Source organism: Pseudomonas sp. GZD-222, assembly GCF_049310525.1.
Classification (GTDB): Bacteria; Pseudomonadota; Gammaproteobacteria; order Pseudomonadales; family Pseudomonadaceae; genus Aquipseudomonas.
Map to the genome: position 1 here is coordinate 33341 of NZ_JBMOWO010000026.1, position 23125 is coordinate 56465.

Genomic DNA, 23125 nt, shown 5'->3' on the forward strand with positions numbered 1-23125 from the left:
CTCGTCAAACGTTAAATGGTCAGGCGGGAAATGGTTGCCCCTGCGGCCTGGTCGACGCGCAATTGCTCGACGATGGCATCCTGCAGGCGGCTGCACAGCTGGGGGTCGGACAGCGGTTGATTGTCGGCATCGGTGATGAAGAACACGTCTTCGACCCGCTCGCCGAGGGTGGCAATCTTGGCATTTTGCAGCGACAGGTCGAACTCCAGGAAGATCTTGCCGATCCGCGCCAGCAGTCCCGGACGGTCCGGGGCGCTGAGTTCGAGAATGGTCACCGGGCGCTGGGCGTCATTGTGAATGGTCACCTGCGGGGCAAAGGTGAAGTGCTTGAGCTGGCGCGGCACCCGACGTTTGATGATGGTCGGGTAGTCGTCCGGGTTGCGCAGGGCGTCGGTGAGGCCGTCGCGGATCTCCTTGACCCGTTGCGGATTGTCGCCGATCGAGCCGCCGTCGTTGTCGAGCACGATATAGGTGTCGAGGGTGAACTGGCTGCTGGAGGTGATGATCCGTGCGTCATGGATGTTCAGGTTGAGCTGGTCCATGGCTGCTACGGTCACGGCGAAGAAATCGTGCTGGTCGGGCGCATAGATGAAGATCTGCGTGCCGCCTTCGAATTCGCGCTGGGTAGTTTCCTTGATCAGTACCAGCGGGCCGCCATCGGCCGGTTGCTGGAGGATCGCATCGCTGTGCCAGGCCACGTCGGCAGCGGTATGGCGCAGGAAATAGTCGTCACCCAATTGCGCCCAGAGTTGTTCGACGTCGTCGGGGTCGGTGCCCTCGCGGATCAGGATGTCCAGCGCCGCACTTTGTGTCTGGCGGATCTGCTCTTCACGGTCCAGCGGGTTTTCCAGGCCGCGGCGCAGGGCGCGCTTGGTCTCGGTGTAGAGCTGGCGCAACAGGCTGGCGCGCCAGGAGTTCCACAGGCTGGGGTTGGTGGCGTTGATGTCGGCCACGGTCAGCACGTAGAGGTAGTCCAGGCGGGTCTCGTCGCCTACCTGCTGGGCGAAGTCATGGATCACCTGCGGATCGGAAAGGTCCTTGCGCTGGGCGGTAGTCGACATCACCAGGTGGTTCTGTACCAGCCAGACAATCAGGCGGCTGTCCCACAGCGGCAGCTGGTGGCGCAGACAGAACGCCTGGGCATCCACCGCGCCCAACTCCGAGTGATCGCCTTGGCGGCCTTTGCCGATGTCGTGATACAGGCCTGCGAGGTAGATAAGCTCAGGCTTGGGCAGGCGCCCCATGAGCTTGCTGGCCAGCGGGAATTTCTCTGACACCGGGGTGTACTGCAGTTTGCGCAGGTGCTTGATCAGGTTCAGGGTGTGGGCATCGACGGTATAGATGTGGAACAGGTCGTGCTGCATCTGCCCGACGATCAGGCCAAACTCCGGCAGGTAACGGCCCAGAACGCCGTAGCGGTTCATGCGCCGCAGGTTGCGATGGATGCCGATCTCGCACTTGAACAGCTCGATGAACAGGCTGGTGTTGCGGATATCGTTGCGAAAATCTTCGTCGATCAGGTGCCGGTGTTCACGTAGCAGGCGGATGGTGTCGGCGCGTACGCCCTTGATCTCGGGGTGCTGGGCCATCAGCACGAAGATTTCCAGCATGGCGAACGGGGTGCGTTTGAAGACATTCGGGCGCACGGCCTCGATGTAGCCGTCATGCAGGCGAAAGCGCGCGTTCAATGGCTGGGTGTTGCCGCTGTCGTCGTCGAGGATGACCTCTTCGAAGTGCTGGATGATCAGGTCACTGAGCTCAGCGATGCTCATCACCACCCGGTAGTACTGCTGCATGAACTGTTCGATGGCGCGCTTGGGGTTTTCATCGCTGAAACCGAGCAGGGCGGCGATGCTGCGCTGGTGATCGAACAGCAGGCGGTCTTCGGCGCGGCCGGCGAGCATGTGCAGGGCGTAGCGAACCTTCCAGATAAACTCCTGGGAGGAGGCCAGCAGTGCATTTTCGCTCTCCAGCAGGAAGTCTTCGTCGGCCAGGGCGTGCAGGTTGAGCGTGCCGTACTGGCGACGGGCGATCCACAGGATGGTCTGGATGTCCCGCAGGCCACCGGGCGAGCCTTTGACGTTGGGCTCGAGGTTGTATTCGGTGTCGTTGTATTTGTGGTGCCGGGCTTTCTGCTCGGCGCGCTTGGCCAGGAAGAACTCCTTGCTCGGCCACATATGGGCGGTGCTGGTGACTTCCAGCATGCGCTGGCGCAAACGCTCGGGGCCAGCAATGGTGCGGCTTTCCATCAGGTTGGTGACAACCGTCAGGTCAGCGCGGGCCTGTTCGGCGCATTCTTCGACCGAACGCACGCTTTGTCCCACTTCCAGGCCAATGTCCCAAAGCAGGGTCAGGAAGCGTTCGATGGAGTCGCGAAACACCTCGTGATCAGCACTGTCGAGGAGGATCAGCAGGTCGATGTCGGAGTAGGGGTGCAACTCGCCCCGGCCGTAACCGCCGGTCGCCACCAGGGCAATGTCGGCTTCATCGCTCCAGTCGAACTGGTTCCATGCCTGCTGCAGGATGTTATCGACGAACCAGGCGCGGTCTTCGATCAGCCGGCGGATCTCGCGGCCGTCGCGAAAACGCTTGTCGAGCACTTCGCCAGCCTGACGGATGGCCTTCTTGAAGGCTGCGATAGGGCTAGCCTTTAGGGCCAGTTCCGCCTGGAACTGGCCGCGGTCGAACAGCTCGGGATCCACCTGGGGCATCGAGTCACTTTCCTGTTTGAATCAGGCCGACGTACGGGGAATGGTGTCGTCTTTACGCAGGGTGAAGATCTCGTAGCCGGTCGCGGTCACCACCAGGGTGTGTTCCCACTGGGCTGAGAGCTTGCGATCCTTGGTGATGGCGGTCCAGCCGTCGCCCAGCACCTTGGTGTCGGCGCGGCCCTGGTTGATCATCGGCTCGATGGTGAAGGTCATGCCTTCTTTGAGCTCCATGCCAGTGCCTGCGCGACCGTAGTGCAGAATCTGCGGCTCTTCGTGGAACACCTTGCCAATGCCGTGGCCGCAGAACTCGCGGACCACCGAAAAGCCGTTCTTTTCCGCGTGCTTCTGGATCACTTCGCCGATGTCGCCCAGGCGGCAGCCCGGCTTGACCAGTTCGATGGCCTTGTACATGCATTCCTGGGTGACCTGAGACAGGCGTTCGGCCCAGACCGGCACGTTGCCGACATGGAACATGCGGCTGGTGTCGCCGTGGTAGCCATCCTTGATGACCGTCACGTCGATGTTCAGGGTATCGCCATCCTTGAGCGGCTTGTCACCAGGGATACCGTGGCACACCACGTGATTGACCGAAGTGCAGATCGACTTCGGAAAGCCCTTGTAGTTAAGGGGGGCGGGGATCGCCTTCTGAACGTTGACGATATAGTCGTGGCACAGACGGTCGAGCTCTTCGGTGGTGACACCGGGCTTGACGTATTCCTCGATCATCTCCAGGACTTCGGCGGCCAGGCGGCCGGCGACACGCATCTTTTCGATGTCTTCGGCGGTTTTGATGGTAACGGTCATTGCAGGCTCTCTACGGCGCATCGAAGCGCGAATATTCTGGGAAAGGCCGAATTCTACCAGAGCGGTGCCCGCTTCGGCGGTTACGACTGTGATACAGCCTTTATATAGAGGCATTCTGGCGCGATTACGGCATGGGTGCAAAAGCTGCTGGCGGAGGTTGTTAATTCGGGTTCCGTTCGGCCCGCTTCTGTGATATAAAATGCGCCGCTTTACGGGGATAGCCCCGCAAGCTTAAACCCACACACGTGTCGACACGATGACCTGGGTGCCTTTGATCTACGGATCCTGGGTTGGTCATTGGGATACGTGGAGGCCCAACCCGACTTATCAAGGAACTATCATGTCCCAAGTCAACATGCGCGATATGCTGAAGGCCGGTGTGCACTTCGGTCACCAAACCCGTTACTGGAACCCGAAAATGGGTAAGTACATTTTCGGCGCGCGCAACAAGATTCACATCATCAACCTTGAAAAAACCCTGCCAATGTTCAACGAAGCTCTGACTTTCGTAGAGCGTCTGGCCCAGGGCAAAAACAAGATTCTGTTCGTCGGCACCAAGCGTTCCGCTGGCAAGATCGTTGCTGAAGAAGCAGCACGTTGCGGTTCGCCGTACGTCGATCACCGCTGGTTGGGCGGCATGCTGACCAACTACAAAACCATCCGTGCTTCGATCAAGCGCCTGCGCGACCTGGAAACCCAGGCCGAAGATGGCACTTTCACCAAGCTGACCAAGAAAGAAGCGCTGATGCGCTCCCGTGATCTGGAAAAACTGGATCGCAGCCTGGGTGGTATCAAGGACATGGGCGGCCTGCCTGATGCCCTGTTCGTGATCGACGTTGACCACGAGCGCATCGCTATCACCGAAGCCAACAAGCTGGGCATCCCGGTCATCGGCGTTGTCGATACCAACAGCAGCCCAGAAGGCGTTGACTACATCATCCCAGGTAACGATGACGCCATCCGCGCTATCCAGCTGTACATGGGTTCGATGGCTGACGCCGTTATCCGTGGTCGCAACAACGTTGCCGGTGGCACCGAAGTTTACGCTGAAGAAGCGGCACCAGCTGCTGAGTAATTGACGCCTGGCGTCTACTCGGCACGCAAAAAGGGGGCTAGGCCCCCTTTTTGCCACCTTGAAATCCTCTTGTCAGCATCGCCGTTGCAAGCTTGTTCGGGCATGAGTGTTGATGAGTGGATTTACAGAATTGAACGCCCGTCAAGTATCGGGTGGAATGGTTGAAAACCTATCCAAGAGGAATTTGAAATGGCAGCAATTACTGCAGCGCTGGTCAAAGAACTGCGTGAGCGTACCGGCGAAGGCATGATGGATTGCAAAAAGGCCTTGGAAAAGGCTGGCGGCGACATCGAAAAAGCCATTGATGACATGCGTGCTTCGGGCGCCATCAAGGCCGCCAAGAAGGCTGGTAACGTTGCCGCTGAAGGCGCAATCGCCATCAAGGCCGACGAGAAGTCCGCCGTTCTGCTGGAAGTCAACTCGCAGACCGACTTCCTGGCTCTGCAAGACGACTTCAAAAACTTTGTCGCTGAAAGCGTTGAACAGGCTTTCGCCGAGAAGCTGACCGATGCCGCTCCGCTGATCGCTTCGCGCGAAGCTGCTCGTGAGGCCCTGGTTGCCAAGGTTGGCGAAAACGTCAACATCCGTCGTCTGGTACGTGTTGAGGGTGACGTAGTCGGCACCTACCTGCACGGTAACAAGATCGGTGTTGCTGTTGTCCTGAAGGGCGGTGACGTCCAGCTGGCCAAAGAAATCGCCATGCACGTGGCTGCCAGCAACCCAGAGTTCCTGAATCCATCGGAAGTCTCCGCTGAAGCAATCGAGCGCGAGAAGGCTGTATTCATGCAGCTGAACGAAGAGAAGATGAAGGGCAAGCCTGAGAACATCGTCGCCAACATGATCGACGGTCGTATCAAGAAGTTCCTGGCCGAAGCCAGCCTGGTCGAGCAAGCGTTCGTCATGAACCCGGAAATCAAGGTCGGCGAACTGGCCAAGAAAGCCGGCGCTGAAATCGTTTCCTTCACCTACTTCAAAGTAGGCGAAGGCATCGAGAAGCCAGTCGACAACTTCGCTGAAGAAGTTGCCGCACAGCTGGCTGCTGCCAAGCAGTAAGACAGACTCACCTCTGTCGCCCCGAAGAGGCTGCCCGCTCACGCGCGCAGCCTCTTTGTCAAAGCGGGGGCGGTTTACGAGACCGCTGCTCGCTGGCGCAGTAGCTGCGCCACACTAGAGTTACGCGCAGACTGACAACAGTCCGCCAGAATTTTTTACAAACGCCGCAGGAGAGATTCGCAATGGCTCAGCAGGGCAGTGGTTATCAAGCTCGCTATAAACGCATTCTACTCAAGCTTAGCGGCGAGGCCCTGATGGGCTCGGAAGAGTTCGGGATCGACCCCAAAGTCCTGGATCGCATGGCGCTGGAAGTCGGCCAACTGGTCGGCATCGGTGTTCAGGTCGGCTTGGTGATCGGTGGTGGCAACCTGTTTCGTGGTGCGGCGCTCAGTGCCGCCGGCATGGATCGCGTTACCGGCGACCACATGGGTATGCTGGCCACTGTGATGAACGCGCTGGCCATGCGTGATGCGCTGGAGCGAGCGAACATTACCGCTATCGTCATGTCGGCTATCTCCATGGTGGGAGTGACCGATCACTATGATCGTCGCAAAGCCATGCGCCACCTGAACTCGAAAGAAGTTGTAATCTTCGCTGCCGGTACCGGCAACCCGTTCTTCACCACCGACTCTGCCGCTTGCCTGCGCGCCATCGAAATCGATGCCGACGTGGTATTGAAGGCAACCAAGGTCGATGGTGTATACACTGCAGATCCATTCAAAGACCCGCATGCCGAGAAGTTCGATCATCTGACCTACGATGAAGTGCTGGATCGCAAACTGGGCGTGATGGACCTGACGGCAATTTGCCTGTGCCGCGACCACAAGATGCCGCTGCGCGTCTTCAACATGAACAAGCCCGGCGCCCTGCTGAACATCGTGCATGGCGGCGCGGAAGGAACCCTGATCGAGGAAGTTCAAAAATGATCAACGAAATCAAGAAAGACGCCCAAGCGCGCATGCAGAAATCCCTGGAGTCTCTGGCTCACGCATTCGGCCAGATTCGTACCGGCAAGGCACACCCAAGCATCCTGGCAAGCGTGATGGTGCCTTACTACGGTTCCGACACCCCGCTGAGCGGCGTGGCCAACGTCACCGTGAAAGATTCGCGCACCCTGCAGGTCGTGGCTTTCGAGCGCAACATGCTCGCTGCCATCGACAAGGCCATCCAGAGCGCCGGCTTGAACCTCAACCCGACCAACCTGGGTGAGTTGCTGCTGATCTCCATGCCAGCCCTGACTGAAGAGACCCGCAAGGGCTTCACCAAGCAGGCACGCAGCGCAGCCGAAGATGCTCGCGTTGCCGTGCGCAACATTCGCCGCGATGCTCTGGGTGAGCTGAAGAAGCTGGTCAAAGACAAGGAAATCAGTGAAGACGAAGAGCGTCGTGCAATCGCTGATATCGACAAGCTGACGAAAGATGCCGAGGCCCAGATCACCAAGGCCACGGAAGAGAAAGAAAAGGACCTGATGGCCGTTTAAAGGTCGGGACTTTTTTTAATGGAAAAGAGCAAACAGGGTGTGTCCCCATCGGTGCCGCGCCATGTCGCGATTATCATGGATGGGAATAATCGCTGGGCGAAGAAGCGCCTGTTGCCCGGTGTCGCCGGGCACAAGGCGGGTGTCGACGCAGTGCGCGCTGTCATCGAGGTGTGCGCCGAGGCCAAGGTCGAGGTCTTGACCCTGTTCGCCTTCTCCAGCGAAAACTGGCAGCGCCCGGCCGAAGAGGTCGGGGCGTTGATGGAGCTGTTCTTCTCGGCCTTGCGCCGGGAAGCCAAGCGCCTCAACGACAACAACATCAGCCTGCGTATCATCGGTGACCGCTCGCGCTTTCACCCAGAGCTGCAGGCCGCCATGCGCGAAGCCGAAGCGCTGACCGCTGGCAGCAACCGCTTCATCCTGCAAATCGCCGCCAATTATGGCGGTCAATGGGATATCGCCCAGGCCGCCCAGCGCCTGGCACGCGAAGTTCAGGCTGGTCACTTGCGCCCGGACGACATCACGCCTGAGCTGCTGCAGACCTGCCTGGCAACAGGTGATCTGCCGCTGCCCGACCTGTGCATCCGTACCGGCGGCGAGCATCGCATCAGCAACTTCCTGTTGTGGCAGCTGGCCTACGCCGAGCTGTATTTCTCCGACCTGTTCTGGCCGGACTTCAAACACGAGGCCATGCGCACTGCGTTGGCCGATTATGCTTCGCGCCAGCGCCGCTTCGGGAAAACCAGCGAGCAGGTCGAAGCTGGAGCCCGTGCTTAATGCTTAAACAACGCATCATCACTGCGCTGATCCTGTTGCCGATCGCCCTGGGAGGCTTCTTCTTGCTCGATGGTGGGGATTTTGCCCTGTTCATCGGCCTGGTAGTCACCCTCGGTGCCTGGGAATGGGCGCGTCTGGCAGGCCTGGTCGCGCAAACGGTACGCGTGGCTTATGCAGCTGTGGTGGCTGGTCTGCTGATGCTGCTTTACCTCATGCCGGACCTGGCGCCCTGGGTGTTGGGGGCTTCGGTGTTGTGGTGGGGCGTGGCGACCTGGCTGGTGCTGACGTATCCGCGCAGCAGCGAGCTGTGGTCCAGTGTTGCGTGCCGTTTGTTGATCGGCCTGCTGATTCTGTTGCCCGCCTGGCAAGGCCTAGTGCTGCTCAAGCACTGGCCCTTGGGTAACTGGTTGATCATGGCGGTCATGGTGCTGGTCTGGGGTGCGGATATCGGCGCTTACTTCTCCGGGCGTGCCTTCGGCAAGCGCAAGCTGGCGCCACAGGTGAGCCCGGGCAAGAGTTGGGAAGGTGTCTACGGTGGTCTGGCGTTGAGCCTGGTGATTACCCTTGTAGTCGGTCTCAATCGCGGCTGGAGTGTCGCTGAGCTGCTGCTGGGCCTGCTGGGCGCTGCCATCGTCGTGCTGGTGTCGGTGGTCGGTGATTTGACCGAAAGCATGTTCAAGCGCCGCTCCGGGATCAAGGACAGCAGCAACCTGCTGCCCGGTCACGGTGGTGTGCTGGACCGTATCGACAGCCTGACTGCGGCCATTCCGTTGTTTGCCGTGCTGCTCTGGGCAGCCAATTGGGGCGTGATGTGAGCAGCGTGCAGCGTATTACCGTACTGGGTGCTACCGGCTCGATTGGGCTGAGCACGCTGGATGTGATTGCTCGCCATCCCGAGCGCTACCAGGTGTTCGCTCTGAGCGGCTATTCACGGTTGCCAGAGTTGCTCGCGCTGTGCCTGCGTCATGCGCCGGCATTTGCCGTAGTGCCGTCGGCTGAAGCTGCACAGCAATTGCGCGCAGGGCTGGCGGCGGCGGGTTCAGTCACCGAGGTGCTCGAAGGCGAAGCGGGCTTGTGTCAGGTGGCGGCAGCCCCTGAAGTTGACGCGGTGATGGCGGCGATTGTCGGTGCCGCAGGCTTGCGCCCAACCCTGGCGGCGGTCGAAGCCGGCAAGAAGGTGTTGTTGGCGAACAAGGAAGCGCTGGTGATGTCCGGCGCCCTGTTCATGCAGGCAGTGCAGCGCAGTGGTGCGGTGCTGCTGCCAATCGACAGTGAGCACAACGCAATTTTCCAGTGCTTGCCAGGCGACTATGCCCGAGGCCTGTCCCAGGTTGGTGTGCGGCGTATCCTGCTGACTGCCTCCGGTGGACCGTTTCGCGAAACGCCACTGGCCGAATTGGCCGAGGTCAGTCCGGAGCAGGCCTGTGCCCATCCGAACTGGTCCATGGGGCGCAAAATTTCGGTCGACTCGGCGAGCATGATGAACAAGGGGCTTGAGCTGATCGAAGCGTGCTGGTTGTTCGACGCGCGGCCGAGTCAGGTCGAGGTGGTGGTGCATCCGCAGAGCGTGATCCATTCGCTGGTCGACTATGTCGATGGTTCGGTGCTGGCCCAGTTGGGTAACCCGGATATGCGTACGCCGATCGCCAATGCCCTGGCCTGGCCGCAGCGGATTGATTCCGGTGTTGCGCCGCTGGATCTGTTTGCGGTGGCCCGCCTGGACTTCCAGGCGCCCGATGAGCAACGCTTCCCCTGCCTGCGCCTGGCGCGTCAGGCGGCCGAGGCGGGCAACAGTGCGCCGGCAATGCTCAATGCTGCCAATGAAGTGGCAGTCGAGGCATTTCTCCAGCGGCGCATTCGCTTCCCGCAGATCGCGAGTATGATCGAACAAGTGCTGGACCAGGAGCCGGTCGTAGCGGTGCAGACGCTTGATGCGGTGTTTGCCGCAGATCAGCGAGCCCGGCAACTGGCCGGGCAATGGTTGAACCATCACGGGCGCTGAGGCCGGGCGCCTGGTTGGGCTGAACGTCATTCGGAGAAAGATATGAGTGCGCTCTACATGATTATCGGCACCCTGGTGGCATTGGGTGTGCTGGTTACCTTTCACGAATTCGGTCACTTCTGGGTGGCCCGGCGTTGTGGCGTCAAGGTTCTGCGCTTTTCCGTAGGTTTCGGCATGCCGCTGCTGCGCTGGCACGACCGCCATGGCACCGAATTCGTGGTGGCGGCCATCCCGCTGGGTGGCTACGTCAAGATGCTCGATGAGCGTGAAGGCGATGTGCCGCCCGAGCAGATCGAACAATCCTTCAATCGCAAGTCGGTGCGCCAGCGTATTGCTATCGTTGCAGCCGGTCCGGTTGCCAACTTTCTCCTGGCTATTCTGTTTTTCTGGGTACTGGCCATGCTCGGTACCCAGCAGGAGCGCCCGGTCATCGGTGGCGTTGAAGCGGGCAGTGTGGCGGAAGCTGCCGGCCTGAAAGCTGGCCAGGAAATTGTTTCTATTGATGGCAAGGCGACCAGCGGCTGGTCTGCTGTCAATCTGCAGTTGATTCGTCGCCTGGGTGAAAGCGGCCAGTTGCACATCAATGTGCGCGAAGAGGGCGCAACCGCCGACAGCGCTCATGTGCTGACCCTGGATAACTGGCTTAAAGGGGCTGACGAACCCGACCCTATCCGCTCCCTGGGGTTACGTCTGTGGCGTCCGGCATTGCCGCCGGTGCTGGCTGAACTGGACCCCAAGGGGCCTGCCAAGGCCGCAGGCCTGCAAACCGGCGATCGCTTGCTGAGCCTTGACGGCAAGGCTCTCAATGACTGGCAGCAGGTGGTTGATACCGTGCGCGGACGCGCTGGCAGCAAGGTGTTGCTGCAGGTCGAACGTGATGGGGCGACGCTTGATATACCTGTTACCCTGGCCAGTCGTGGCGAAGGTAAGTCGGCCACGGGTTACCTCGGGGCTGGCGTAAAGCCAGTCAAGTGGCCGGATGCCATGCTTCGCGAGGTCAGCTATGGGCCACTGGAGGCTGTAGGCGAGGGGCTTTCACGGACCTGGAACATGAGTGTCCTGACCCTCGAATCGTTGAAGAAAATGCTGTTCGGCGAGCTCTCGGTAAAAAACTTGAGCGGACCGATAACCATTGCTAAAGTGGCGGGCGCTTCAGCCCAGTCAGGCGTTGGGGATTTCCTGAATTTCCTCGCCTACCTGAGCATTAGCCTGGGGGTTCTTAATTTGCTGCCCATTCCAGTGTTGGATGGGGGGCATTTGCTGTTCTACCTGATCGAATGGGCGCGTGGTCGTCCGCTTTCGGATCGGGTGCAAGGTTGGGGGATCCAGATCGGTATCAGTTTGGTAGTCGGGGTGATGTTGCTTGCCCTGATAAACGATTTGGGTCGACTGTAAAGCTTCGCTCAATTGCGAACCTGCCGCGTCCCGCGGCGGGTCGTTTATTGCCAGTTGGAATAAGAAAGGACTTCATGAAACGTCTGCTGCTAACTGCGGTTCTCGCCGTACTGATGATCGCTGAAGTTCACGCCGAGTCCTTCACCATCTCCGATATTCGTGTCAATGGTCTGCAGCGGGTTTCCGCGGGCAGCGTATTCGGTGCTCTGCCATTGAACGTCGGGGATGAGGCCGATGACCGTCGCCTGGTGGATTCCACCCGGGCGCTGTTCAAGACCGGTTTCTTCCAGGACATCCAACTGGGTCGTGACGGCAACGTCCTGATCATTACCGTAGTTGAGCGTCCTTCGGTGTCCAGTATCGAGATCGAAGGCAACAAGGCCATCAGCACTGAAGACCTGATGAAAGGTCTGAAACAGTCTGGCCTGTCCGAGGGCGAGATTTTCCAGCGCGCCACCCTTGAAGGTGTGCGTAACGAACTGCAACGCCAGTACGTTGCCCAGGGTCGTTACTCGGCGGAGGTCGAGACTGAAGTCGTGCCTCAGCCGCGCAACCGCGTGGGTCTGAAGATCAAGATCAACGAAGGCACCGTTGCCGCTATCCAGCACATCAACGTGGTGGGTAACACCGTCTTCCCTGAAGAAGACCTGGTCGGCCTGTTCGAGCTCAAGACCACCAACTGGCTGTCGTTCTTCAAGAACGATGACAAGTATGCCCGTGAAAAACTCTCCGGTGACCTGGAGCGTCTGCGTTCCTACTACCTGGACCGTGGCTACATCAACATGGACATCGCCTCCACCCAGGTGTCGATCACCCCGGACAAGAAGCACGTCTACATCACTGTCAACGTCAACGAAGGTGAGAAGTACACCGTTCGTGACGTGAAACTGTCCGGTGACCTCAAGGTGCCGGAAGAGCAGATCAAGTCGCTGATGCTGGTGCAACCGGGTCAGGTGTTCTCGCGTAAGGTGATGACCACGACCTCCGAGCTGATCACCCGTCGTCTGGGTAACGAAGGCTACACCTTCGCCAACGTCAACGGCGTGCCACAGCCGAACGACCAGGATCACACCGTCGACATCATGTTCGTGGTCGATCCGGGCAAGCGTGCCTACGTCAACCGTATCAACTTCCGTGGCAACACCAAGTCGGAAGACGAAGTGCTGCGTCGTGAAATGCGCCAGATGGAAGGTGGCTGGGCGTCGACCTACCTGATCGACCAGTCCAAGACCCGTCTCGAGCGCCTGGGCTTCTTCAAGGAAGTCAACGTCGAGACCCCGGCTGTTCCGGGTACCGATGACCAGGTCGACGTCAACTACAGCGTCGAAGAACAAGCGTCCGGTTCGATCACTGCCAGCGTCGGTTTCGCCCAGAGCGCTGGTCTGATCCTCGGCGGTTCGATCAGCCAGACCAACTTCCTGGGTACCGGTAACAAGGTCTCCATCGGTCTGACCCGCAGTGAATACCAGAGCCGCTACAACTTCGGCTTTGTTGACCCCTACTGGACTGCCGACGGCGTTAGCCTGGGCTACAACGCCTTCTATCGCACCACTGACTACGACGACCTCGACGTCGACGTTGCCAGCTATGCGGTCGACAGCCTGGGTGCGGGCGTCAGCGTCGGTTACCCGATCAGCGAAACCTCGCGTCTGACCTTCGGCCTGACTGTACAGCAGGATGAGATCAAGACCGGTAAGTACACCGTTGACGAGATCTTCGACTTCGTTAACGAAGAAGGTGACAAGTACCTGAACTTCAAGGCGTCCGCCGGCTGGTCCGAGTCGACCCTGAACAAAGGCGTGCTGGCTACCCGTGGTCATTCCCAGAGCCTGGTGCTTGAGGCAACCACGCCAGGCAGCGACCTGTCGTTCTTCAAGCTTGACTACCGTGGCCAGCTGTTCAAGCCGATCACCAACGACTACACCCTGCGTCTGCACACCGAACTGGGCTATGGTGATGGTTTCGGCGGCACTTCGGGCCTGCCGTTCTACGAGAACTACTATGCCGGTGGTTTCAACTCGGTTCGTGGTTTCAAGGACAGCAGCCTTGGCCCGCGCAGTACCCCAAGTGACGGTCACAACCCGGGCACTATCGCCGACCCGGACCAGGACCCGCTGCCGTTCGGTGGTAACGTCCTCGTTCAGGGTGGTGTAGAGCTGCTGTTCCCGCTGCCGTTCGTCAAGGACCAACGCTCGCTGCGTACCTCGGTATTCTGGGACGTGGGTAACGTGTTCGATACCAACTGCGGCTCCAAGCCGGACTGCGAGAAGGTCGGCCTGTCGGGCCTGGCCAGCTCCGTCGGCCTGGGCGTTACCTGGATTACTGCACTCGGTCCGTTGAGCTTCAGCCTGGCCATGCCGGTGAAGAAGCCGGACGAAGCCGATACCCAGGTGTTCCAATTCTCTCTGGGTCAGACCTTCTAAGGTCTGCCCCTTGCTAACGACAACGGATTCTGTAGGAGTGCATCGTGCGTAAGTTGACCCAACTGGCAGTACTGGCTGCGACCCTGATCGCAACCCCGGCTTTCGCCGAAATGAAAATTGCTGTCCTGAACTATCAGATGGCCCTGCTGGAATCGGATGCGGCGAAGAAGTACGCAGTCGATGCCGAGAAGAAGTTCGGCCCGCAGCTGACCAAACTGAAGAATCTGGAAAGCAGCGCCAAAGGCATTGCCGACCGTATCCGTGCCGGTGGCGACAAGATGGCCCAGCCAGAGCGCGAGCGTCTGGAGCTTGAATACAAGCAGAAAGCCCGTGACTTCCAGTTCCAGTCCAAGGAGCTGAACGAGTCCAAGGCCGTTGCCGACCGCGAAATGCTCAAGCAACTGAAGCCGAAGCTGGACGGTGCTGTTGAAGAAGTGATCAAGAAGGGCGGTTTTGACCTCGTGCTCGAGCGTGGTGCGGTGATTGATGTCAAACCTCAGTACGACATCACTCGCCAAGTCATCGAGCGCATGAATCAGTCCCGTTGAACATGACTGTGACCATGAAACTCGGTCAGTTGGCCGAGTTCCTCGGAGCCACCCTGAGTGGCCCCGAGGAGCTGGAAATCACTGGCCTGGCAACCCTTCAGGAAGCCGGGCCGGGGCAATTGAGCTTTCTCGCCAATCCGCAGTACCGCAAGTACCTCGGTGACAGCCATGCGGCGGCGATCCTGCTCAAGTCGGCCGATGCCGAAGGCTTTGCCGGCAACGCGCTGATCGTTCCCGATCCGTACCTCGCCTACGCACGCATTTCCCACCTGTTCGATCCAAAGCCCAAGGCTGTAGCGGGAATTCATCCCAGCGCCGTGGTTGCTGCCGATGCTCAGGTCGATGCCAGTGCCAGTGTCGGTGCCTGTGCGGTGATCGAGAGTGGCGCGCACATCGGTCCAGGTGTGACTATCGGTGCCCAGTGCTTTGTCGGCGCGCGTTGCGTGATCGGCGAAGGTGGCTGGCTGGCGCCGCGGGTGACCCTGTACCACGACGTGCGGATTGGTAAGCGTGTGGTGATCCAGTCGGGCGCGGTCATCGGTGGTGAGGGCTTCGGCTTTGCCAACGAAAAAGGTGTCTGGCAGAAGATTGCCCAGATCGGTGGTGTCACTATCGGCGACGACGTCGAAATCGGTGTAAACACCGCCATAGACCGTGGCGCCCTGGCAGACACGCGGATCGGTGACGGGGTCAAGCTCGACAACCAGATCCAGATCGCTCATAACGTACAAATTGGTGATCACACGGCGATGGCGGCTTGCGTCGGTATTTCCGGCAGCACCAAAATCGGCAAGCATTGCACCATTGCCGGCGGTGTCGGCATGGTTGGGCATATTGATGTCTGCGACGGCGTTTTCGTATCCGGCATGACCATGGTCACACGCTCGATTACCGAGCCTGGGGCTTATTCTTCCGGTACGGCGATGCAGCCGCTTGGCGAGTGGCGTAAAAGTGCCGCGCGGATTCGCCAGCTCGACGAGATGGCGAAACGCCTTCAACAGTTGGAAAAGCGTGTCGAGGTCGTGACCTCGGACAGCCAGCCTTCATCAGATGGCTGATACCATTTCCTGATCGAGAGTAAATAGCCGCAGGCTGACTCTTTGATTTGCAAAAGGAGCGCCTGGCAAAAGCGGGCGCTCCCTATCTTTACTACAGGCTTCCCCCCGAAATGATGGACATCAACGAGATTCGCGAATACCTGCCTCACCGTTACCCGTTCCTGCTGGTGGACCGGGTAGTGGACCTGGACGTCGAGGCTCAGCGCATTCGTGCCTACAAGAATGTCAGCATCAACGAGCCTTTCTTCAATGGTCACTTTCCGGCGCACCCGATCATGCCCGGCGTACTGATCATTGAAGCCATGGCCCAGGCGGCCGGTATCCTTGGCTTCAAGATGCTCGACGTGAAACCTGCGGACGGTACGCTGTACTACTTCGTCGGTTCCGACAAGCTGCGCTTCCGTCAACCGGTCCTGCCGGGCGATCAGTTGATCCTTGAGGCCAAGTTCATCAGCTGCAAGCGCCAGATCTGGAAGTTCGAATGCCAGGCGTCGGTCGACGGCAAGCCTGTGTGCTCGGCCGAGATCATCTGCGCGGAACGCAAACTATGAGTTTGATTGACCCTCGGGCAATCATCGATCCTTCGGCGAAGATCGCCGACGGCGTCGAGGTTGGCCCTTGGTCTATCGTCGGTGCCGGGGTCGAGATCGGGGAGGGGACCGTTATTGGTCCGCATGTCATCCTCAAAGGTCCGACCCGTATCGGTCGGCACAATCGCATCTACCAGTTCTCCTCGGTAGGTGAGGATACCCCTGACCTCAAGTACAAGGGTGAGCCTACGCGCCTGGTAATCGGTGACCACAATGTCATCCGTGAAGGCGTAACCATCCACCGTGGCACCGTGCAGGATCGCTCGGAAACCACCTTGGGTGATCACAACCTGATCATGGCCTATGCCCACATCGGTCACGACAGCGTCATCGGCAACCACTGCATCCTGGTCAACAATACCGCGCTGGCCGGGCATGTGCATGTTGACGATTGGGCGATCCTTTCCGGGTTCACTCTGGTGCATCAGTTCTGTCATATCGGCGCTCACAGCTTTTCCGGCATGGGCACCGCCATCGGCAAGGATGTACCGGCTTATGTAACGGTTTTCGGCAACCCGGCCGAAGCACGTAGCATGAACTTCGAGGGCATGCGCCGTCGTGGCTTCAGCGAAGATGCCATTCACGCCCTGCGCCGCGCTTACAAGGTGGTCTATCGCCAGGGTTTGACCGTTGAGCAGGCGATTGCCGAGCTGGCCGAGCCTGCAGCCCAGTTCCCTGAAGTCGACGTCTTCCTCAAGTCGATCCAGAACTCCACCCGCGGCATCACCCGCTGACCATGGCTGAGCTCTGTGTAGCGCTGGTGGCGGGTGAGGCCAGCGGCGATATTCTTGGCGCCGGATTGATGCGTGCGCTCAAGCAGCGCCACCCTCAGGTACGGTTCATTGGTGTCGGTGGGCCGCTGATGCAGGCAGAGGGTCTGGTGTCCTATTTCCCCATGGAGCGCCTGGCGGTCATGGGGCTGGTCGAGGTGCTGGGCCGCCTGCGCGAGCTGCTCAAGCGGCGCAAGGCGCTGATCCAGACCCTGATCGAAGAACGCCCGGATGTGTTCATCGGCATCGACGCCCCTGACTTCACCCTCAATATCGAATTGAACCTGCGCAAAGCCGGGATCAAGACCGTGCACTATGTCAGTCCTTCGGTCTGGGCCTGGCGGCAGAAGCGTGTACTGAAGATCCGCGAAGGCTGTGATCTGATGCTCACGCTGTTCCCCTTCGAGGCAAAGTTCTACGAAGAGAAGGGTGTGCCGGTACGTTTTGTAGGTCATCCGCTGGCCGACAGTATTCCGCTTGAGGCTGACCGCTTCGCTGCCCGCGCACAACTGGGTGTCGGTGAAGGGCCACTGGTGGCCCTGATGCCCGGTAGCCGTGGCGGTGAAGTAGGACGTTTGGGTGCGTTGTTTCTCGATACCGCCCAGCGCTTGCGTGAACTGGTACCGGGCGTGCGCTTCGTTTCGCCGTGCGCCAATGCCGAGCGCCGTGCCCAGCTGGAGCAAATGGTGGCGGGTCGTGACCTGCCGTTGACCCTGCTCGACGGTCAGTCGCATCAGGCGCTGGCAGCCTGTGATGCGGTGTTGATCGCTTCGGGTACCGCCACCCTGGAAGCGCTGTTGTTCAAGCGGCCGATGGTGGTTGCCTACCGTTTGGCACCGCTGACCTACTGGATTCTCAAACGACTGGTCAAAAGCCCCTACGTATCCCTGCCCAACCTGCTGGCCCAGCGCATGCTGGTGCCCGAGTTATTGCAGGAGGCCGCTACCCCCGAAGCACTGGCGCAGACCCTGGCGCCGCTGGTTACCGGCGGTGCTCAGCAGACTGAAGGCTTTGACCAGATTCACCGTACCCTGCGCCGCGATGCCTCGAACCAGGCAGCTGACGCGGTGCTGGCCTTGCTGGAAACCCGATAGATGCAAATGGGACTGGACTTCAACTTGGTCGAAGACCTGGTCGCCGGCGTCGACGAAGTCGGCCGCGGCCCACTGTGCGGTGCGGTAGTGACCGCAGCGGTGATTCTCGATCCGCAGCGGCCGATTCTCGGTCTCAACGACTCGAAGAAACTCACCGAGGCGCGTCGCGAAAAGCTCTTTGACGAGATCTGTGAGAAAGCCCTGAGCTTTTGCATCGCCCGCGCCGAGGTCGAGGAAATCGACGAGCTGAACATCCTGCATGCCACCATGCTGGCCATGCAGCGCGCGGTCGAAGGCCTGAGCGTTACGCCAAAACTGGCGCTGATCGACGGTAATCGCTGCCCTAAACTGTCGGTGCCAGCGGCACCTGTGGTCAAAGGCGATAGCCAGGTGCCGGCGATAGCTGCTGCGTCGATCCTGGCCAAGGTCACCCGTGACCGCGAGATGGCTGCGTTCGAGCTGATCTATCCCGGCTACGGTATTGGCGGGCACAAGGGCTATCCAACCCCGGTGCACCTGGAAGCGCTTGCGCGCTTGGGGCCGACGCCGATTCACCGCCGCTCTTTCGCACCGGTGCGTGCGGCCTTCGAAGCCCGTGATGCGCTGACTAGCGGGTTTGCCGAGATCTGACCGATCGAGGCAAGTGTCAGTAGTCAGGATCCACCTTCACTGGCTGCTGTTTTTATCAAGGCCCGGTACAATCCGGGCCTTGTTGTTTTGTGCTGCTATAGGATCATCATGCCGGTTTCTTTCGTTCATCTTCGCCTGCACACCGAATTCTCGCTGGTCGATGGCCTGGTGCGGATCAAGCCGCTGGCCAAGGCACTGGCCTCGATGAACATGCCGGCCGTAGCGGTTACCGACCAGAGCAACATGTGCTCGCTGGTCAAGTTCTACAAGAACGCCATGGGTTCGGGCATAAAGCCGATCTGTGGTGCCGACCTGTGGCTGGCCAATCGTGATCCTGATGCACCGCTGTCACGTATCTGCTTTCTGGCCATGGACGCCAAGGGTTATCGCAACCTCACCGAGTTGATCTCCCGTGGCTGGGTCGAAGGCCAGCGCAATGGTCTGGTGATTATCGAACGGGACTGGATCCCGGCGGCCAGCGAGGGGTTGATCGCCCTCTCGGCGGCCAAAGAGGGCGATATCGGCATGGCGTTGCTCAATGGCAACCCTGATGAAGCCGAAGCCTTGCTGCAAGACTGGATGGCGATGTTCCCGGAGCGTTTCTACGTCGAAGTGCAGCGCACCAACCGCGCCGGCGACGAAGAGTACCTGCACGCTGCGGTAGCCCTGGCCGACAAGCTCAATGCGCCGCTGGTGGCGACCAACGATGTGCGTTTCATCAAGCAGTCGGACTACGACGCCCATGAAACCCGCGTGTGCATCGGCGAAGGCCGCGCCCTGGACGACCCGCGGCGTTCGCGCAACTACAGTGACCAGCAGTACCTGAAAAGCCCGGAAGAGATGGCCGAGCTGTTCAGCGACCTGCCTGACGCGGTGGCCAACACCGTGGAGATTGCCAAGCGCTGCAATATCCAGGTGCAGTTGGGCAAACACTTCCTCCCGGACTTCCCGACGCCCAACGGTATGGGTATCGACGATTACCTGCGACATGTTTCCCATGAAGGCCTGGAAGAGCGCCTGGCGGTGCTGTGGCCGAAAGAGACCACGCCCAACTATGAAGAGAAGCGTCAGGTCTACCTTGATCGCTTGAAGTTCGAGCTGGATATCATCATCCAGATGGGCTTCCCCGGTTACTTCCTGATCGTTATGGACTTCATCAAGTGGGCCAAGAACAACGGCGTGCCAGTAGGTCCGGGCCGGGGTTCGGGTGCTGGCTCGCTGGTGGCTTACGTGCTGAAGATCACCGACCTCGACCCGCTGGCCTATGACCTGCTGTTCGAACGTTTCCTCAACCCGGAACGGGTTTCCATGCCCGACTTCGACGTCGACTTCTGCATGGATGGCCGCGACCGGGTAATCGAGTATGTGGCCGATGCGTATGGCCGCAACGCCGTGAGCCAGATCATCACCTTCGGCACGATGGCCGCCAAGGCGGTGGTGCGCGACGTGGCGCGGGTTCAGGGCAAGTCTTACGGCCTGGCTGATCGCCTGTCGAAGATGATTCCGTTCGAAGTGGGCATGACCCTGGAGAAAGCCTACGAGCAGGAAGAGATGCTCCGCGACTTCCTCAAGACCGATGAGGACGCCAAGGAAATCTGGGACATGGCCCTCAAGCTCGAGGGTGTCTGCCGCGGTACCGGTAAGCACGCCGGTGGTGTGGTTATCGCGCCGACCAAGTTGACCGACTTTTCGCCGATTGCCTGCGATGAAGAAGGCGGCGGTCTGGTTACCCAGTTCGACAAGGATGACGTCGAGGCCGCGGGCCTGGTGAAGTTCGACTTCCTCGGTCTGCGCACCCTGACGATCATCAAGTGGGCGATGGAAACCATCAACCGCGAGCAGGCCAAGGAAGGGCTGCCTGACCTGAACATCGACTTCATCCCTCTGGATGACAAAAAGACCTACGACCTGCTGCAAAAGGCCGAAACCACCGCGGTGTTCCAGCTGGAATCGCGGGGCATGAAGGAGCTGATCAAGAAGCTCAAGCCCGACTGCCTGGAAGACCTTATCGCACTGGTGGCACTGTTCCGTCCCGGCCCGCTGCAGTCGGGCATGGTTGACGACTTTATCAACCGCAAGCACGGTCGCGCCGAACTGGCTTACCCGCACTCGGACTACCAGTACGAAGGCCTCAAACCTGTGCTGGCACCGACGTACGGCATCATCCTGTACCAGGAACAGGTGATGCAGATTGCCCAGGTGATGGCCGGTTACACCCTTGGTGGCGCGGACATGCTGCGCCGGGCCATGGGCAAGAAAAAGCCCGAGGAAATGGCCAAGCAGCGCGGCGGTTTCATCGAGGGCTGTGCGGCCAACAACATTGACCCGGACCTGGCAGGTAACATCTTCGACCTGGTAGAAAAGTTCGCAGGCTACGGCTTCAACAAATCTCACTCGGCAGCCTATGGCCTGGTGTCGTACCAGACTGCCTGGCTGAAAACCCACTACCCGGCACCGTTCATGGCCGCGGTACTGTCGGCGGATATGCACAACACCGACAAGGTCGTGACCTTGATCGAGGAAGTGCGCAGCATGAAACTGCGCCTTGATGCGCCGGATGTGAACACCTCCGACTTCAAGTTCACGGTCAACGACGACGGCCGTATCGTCTATGGCCTGGGAGCGATCAAGGGTGTGGGCGAGGGGCCGGTAGAGGCCATCGTCGAAGCGCGCAAGGCTGGCCCGTTCAAAGACTTGTTCGACTTCTGTGAGCGTGTTGACCTCAAGCGCATCAATAAACGTACCCTCGATGCTCTGGTGCGCAGCGGTGCGCTCGACCGTCTGGGACCTTATTTCCATGACGAGCTCAAGGCTTACCAGGCCAATATCGACCGCAACCGTGCGGTGCTGCTGTCGACCATGGAAGAAGCGATCAAAGCTGCCGAGCAGACCGCCCGCACCGCGGACAGTGGCCACGTAGACCTGTTTGGTGGGCTGTTCGAGGAAGCGGACGCGGATGTCTATGCCAACCACCGCAAAGCCCGCGAGCTGACCCTCAAGGAGCGCCTGCGTGGCGAAAAAGACACCTTGGGCCTGTACCTCACCGGCCACCCGATTGACGAATACGAGGGCGAGATTCGCCGCTTCGCCCGCCAACGCATCATTGACCTGAAACCGGCTCGCGACACGCAGACCGTGGCAGGCATGATCATCGCCCTGCGGGTGATGAAGAACAAAAAGGGTGACAAGATGGGCTTTGTCACCCTCGACGACCGTTCCGGACGGATCGAGGCGTCGTTGTTCGCCGACGCCTTCATGGCTGCCCAGGCCCTGTTGCAGACCGATGCGATGGTCGTGGTCGAGGGCGAGGTCAGTAATGATGACTTCTCCGGTGGCTTGCGCCTGCGGGTCAAACGGGTCATGAGCATGGAGGATGCGCGCACCAACCTGGCTGAGAGCCTGCGCCTGAAAGTGCACAGCGACGCCCTCAAGGGCGATCGGCTGACCTGGCTGGGCGAGTTGTTCAAGCGCCATCGAGGTGCTTGCCCGATCACCATGGAGTACACCGGCAGCGATGCCAAGGCCATGCTGCAGTTTGGCGAAAGCTGGCGAATCGACCCGGCGGATGGCCTGATTCAGGCGCTGCGTGACCAGTTCGGGCGTGAGAACGTCTTTTTGCAATATCGATGAATTTTTAATCTCGACCTGAATGCGCCTGATCCCTTAAGGTAGGGCGCCAAACGGATCAACCGGCCGGCCGCCTGGCCGTAGACCCTAGACGGATGCCTATGAACCCGAATTTTCTGGATTTCGAACAGCCGATTGCTGACCTGCAAGCCAAGATCGAAGAGCTGCGCCTGGTCGGCAATGACAACTCGCTGAACATCGGCGATGAAATCGCCCGTCTGCAAGACAAAAGCAGCACTCTGACCGAAAGCATTTTCGGCAACCTGACCAGCTGGCAGATTGCCCGTCTGGCCCGTCATCCGCGTCGTCCATACACCCTGGACTACATCGATCACCTGTTCACCGAGTTCGATGAACTGCACGGCGACCGTCACTTTGCCGATGACGCGGCAATTGTCGGTGGTATTGCCCGTCTGGACGACAAGCCAGTGATGGTCATCGGTCATCAAAAAGGCCGTGAAGTACGCGAGAAGGTACGCCGCAACTTCGGCATGCCGCGTCCGGAAGGCTACCGCAAGGCGTGCCGCCTGATGGAGATGGCCGAGCGCTTCAAGATGCCGATCCTGACCTTCATCGACACGCCGGGCGCCTACCCGGGTATCGACGCTGAAGAGCGTAACCAGAGCGAAGCCATTGCCTGGAATCTGCGGGTCATGGCGCGTCTGAAAACCCCGATCATCGCCACTGTAATTGGTGAGGGTGGTTCCGGTGGCGCACTGGCCATTGGCGTGTGCGATCAGCTGAACATGCTGCAGTACTCCACCTACTCGGTGATCTCGCCGGAAGGCTGCGCCTCGATTCTGTGGAAGACCGCCGAGAAGGCCTCTGACGCCGCCGAAGCCATGGGCATCACCGCTGAGCGCCTGAAGGGACTGGGTATTGTCGACAAGGTCATCGCCGAGCCTCTGGGCGGTGCGCACCGTGACCCGGCGAAAATGTCGGCGAGCATCCGCAGCGAACTGATCGAACAGCTGGACATGCTCAAGAAGTTCGACAACGACGCGCTGCTCAAGCGTCGTTATGACCGTCTGATGAGCTACGGGCTCTGATCTGACACATCGGTGCTCCAATCGCGGGGCAAGCCCGCCCCC

At 59.8% G+C, this 23125-nt stretch carries 19 protein-coding genes; 17 read left to right on the top strand and 2 right to left on the bottom strand.

The genetic code is table 11. The features are described 5' to 3' along the window. Window positions 1–11: 11 nt before the first annotated feature. On the bottom strand, window positions 12–2711 hold the full coding sequence (locus ACO6VD_RS05160) for a [protein-PII] uridylyltransferase (RefSeq protein ID WP_422417481.1): 2700 nt from the start codon (window positions 2709–2711) through the stop codon (window positions 12–14). A gap of 21 nt (window positions 2712–2732) precedes the next feature. Further along, a complete protein-coding gene (gene map / locus ACO6VD_RS05165; protein WP_400170418.1) occupies window positions 2733–3515 on the bottom strand; it encodes a type I methionyl aminopeptidase in 783 nt (260 codons plus the stop codon). 340 nt (window positions 3516–3855) lie between these two features. Here map and rpsB point away from each other — a divergent pair, with 340 nt between their 5' ends. The 17 genes from rpsB to ACO6VD_RS05250 all read left to right on the top strand — a co-directional run bounded on the left by rpsB (window position 3856) and on the right by ACO6VD_RS05250 (window position 23083). Beyond that, on the top strand, window positions 3856–4590 hold the full coding sequence (gene rpsB, locus ACO6VD_RS05170; RefSeq protein ID WP_273893268.1) for a 30S ribosomal protein S2: 735 nt from the start codon (window positions 3856–3858) through the stop codon (window positions 4588–4590). A 189-nt stretch (window positions 4591–4779) separates the two neighbouring features. Further along, the gene (gene tsf, locus ACO6VD_RS05175) at window positions 4780–5643 is read left to right on the top strand and encodes a translation elongation factor Ts (protein WP_422417482.1); all 864 of its coding nucleotides are present in this window, start codon (window positions 4780–4782) and stop codon (window positions 5641–5643) included. 182 nt (window positions 5644–5825) lie between these two features. Then, window positions 5826–6569: a UMP kinase gene (gene pyrH / locus ACO6VD_RS05180; RefSeq protein ID WP_038614006.1), complete on the top strand. Its 744-nt coding sequence runs from the start codon at window positions 5826–5828 to the stop codon at window positions 6567–6569. Further along, window positions 6566–7123 (top strand): ribosome recycling factor, encoded by a 558-nt coding sequence (frr, locus tag ACO6VD_RS05185; RefSeq protein WP_422417483.1) that lies wholly within the window; start codon window positions 6566–6568, stop codon window positions 7121–7123. Before pyrH ends, frr begins: the two co-directional genes overlap by 4 nt. An 18-nt stretch (window positions 7124–7141) precedes the next feature. Continuing rightward, complete coding sequence (gene uppS / locus ACO6VD_RS05190; RefSeq protein WP_400170420.1) at window positions 7142–7897, top strand: polyprenyl diphosphate synthase; 756 nt, start codon at window positions 7142–7144, stop codon at window positions 7895–7897. Then, window positions 7897–8712: a phosphatidate cytidylyltransferase gene (locus ACO6VD_RS05195; protein ID WP_422417484.1), complete on the top strand. Its 816-nt coding sequence runs from the start codon at window positions 7897–7899 to the stop codon at window positions 8710–8712. The genes uppS and ACO6VD_RS05195 overlap by 1 nt, the downstream gene beginning before the upstream one ends. Beyond that, window positions 8709–9899, top strand: a complete 1191-nt coding sequence (gene ispC / locus ACO6VD_RS05200) for a 1-deoxy-D-xylulose-5-phosphate reductoisomerase (RefSeq protein WP_422417485.1) — start codon at window positions 8709–8711, stop codon at window positions 9897–9899. The genes ACO6VD_RS05195 and ispC overlap by 4 nt, the downstream gene beginning before the upstream one ends. A 42-nt stretch (window positions 9900–9941) precedes the next feature. Next, a complete protein-coding gene (gene rseP / locus ACO6VD_RS05205; protein WP_422417486.1) occupies window positions 9942–11294 on the top strand; it encodes an RIP metalloprotease RseP in 1353 nt (450 codons plus the stop codon). Between the two features lie 74 nt (window positions 11295–11368). Continuing rightward, complete coding sequence (gene bamA / locus ACO6VD_RS05210; RefSeq protein ID WP_422417487.1) at window positions 11369–13717, top strand: outer membrane protein assembly factor BamA; 2349 nt, start codon at window positions 11369–11371, stop codon at window positions 13715–13717. A 44-nt stretch (window positions 13718–13761) separates the two neighbouring features. Further along, window positions 13762–14265 (top strand): OmpH family outer membrane protein, encoded by a 504-nt coding sequence (locus ACO6VD_RS05215; protein ID WP_045189677.1) that lies wholly within the window; start codon window positions 13762–13764, stop codon window positions 14263–14265. Window positions 14266–14267: 2 nt separating this feature from the next. Further along, on the top strand, window positions 14268–15323 hold the full coding sequence (gene lpxD / locus ACO6VD_RS05220) for a UDP-3-O-(3-hydroxymyristoyl)glucosamine N-acyltransferase (RefSeq protein WP_422417492.1): 1056 nt from the start codon (window positions 14268–14270) through the stop codon (window positions 15321–15323). A gap of 110 nt (window positions 15324–15433) precedes the next feature. Then, entirely contained in the window at window positions 15434–15874 is a 441-nt protein-coding gene (gene fabZ / locus ACO6VD_RS05225; protein ID WP_038613986.1) for a 3-hydroxyacyl-ACP dehydratase FabZ, read from the top strand. Continuing rightward, window positions 15871–16647 (top strand): acyl-ACP--UDP-N-acetylglucosamine O-acyltransferase, encoded by a 777-nt coding sequence (gene lpxA / locus ACO6VD_RS05230; RefSeq protein WP_038613984.1) that lies wholly within the window; start codon window positions 15871–15873, stop codon window positions 16645–16647. The genes fabZ and lpxA overlap by 4 nt, the downstream gene beginning before the upstream one ends. Window positions 16648–16649: 2 nt before the next feature. Further along, on the top strand, window positions 16650–17777 hold the full coding sequence (lpxB, locus tag ACO6VD_RS05235) for a lipid-A-disaccharide synthase (RefSeq protein WP_422417488.1): 1128 nt from the start codon (window positions 16650–16652) through the stop codon (window positions 17775–17777). Further along, window positions 17778–18407 (top strand): ribonuclease HII, encoded by a 630-nt coding sequence (gene rnhB, locus ACO6VD_RS05240; RefSeq protein ID WP_400170426.1) that lies wholly within the window; start codon window positions 17778–17780, stop codon window positions 18405–18407. Window positions 18408–18515: 108 nt separating this feature from the next. Next, the gene (gene dnaE, locus ACO6VD_RS05245) at window positions 18516–22037 is read left to right on the top strand and encodes a DNA polymerase III subunit alpha (RefSeq protein WP_422417489.1); all 3522 of its coding nucleotides are present in this window, start codon (window positions 18516–18518) and stop codon (window positions 22035–22037) included. A gap of 98 nt (window positions 22038–22135) precedes the next feature. Beyond that, complete coding sequence (locus tag ACO6VD_RS05250; protein ID WP_400170428.1) at window positions 22136–23083, top strand: acetyl-CoA carboxylase carboxyltransferase subunit alpha; 948 nt, start codon at window positions 22136–22138, stop codon at window positions 23081–23083. The last annotated feature ends 42 nt before the right edge of the window (window positions 23084–23125 follow it).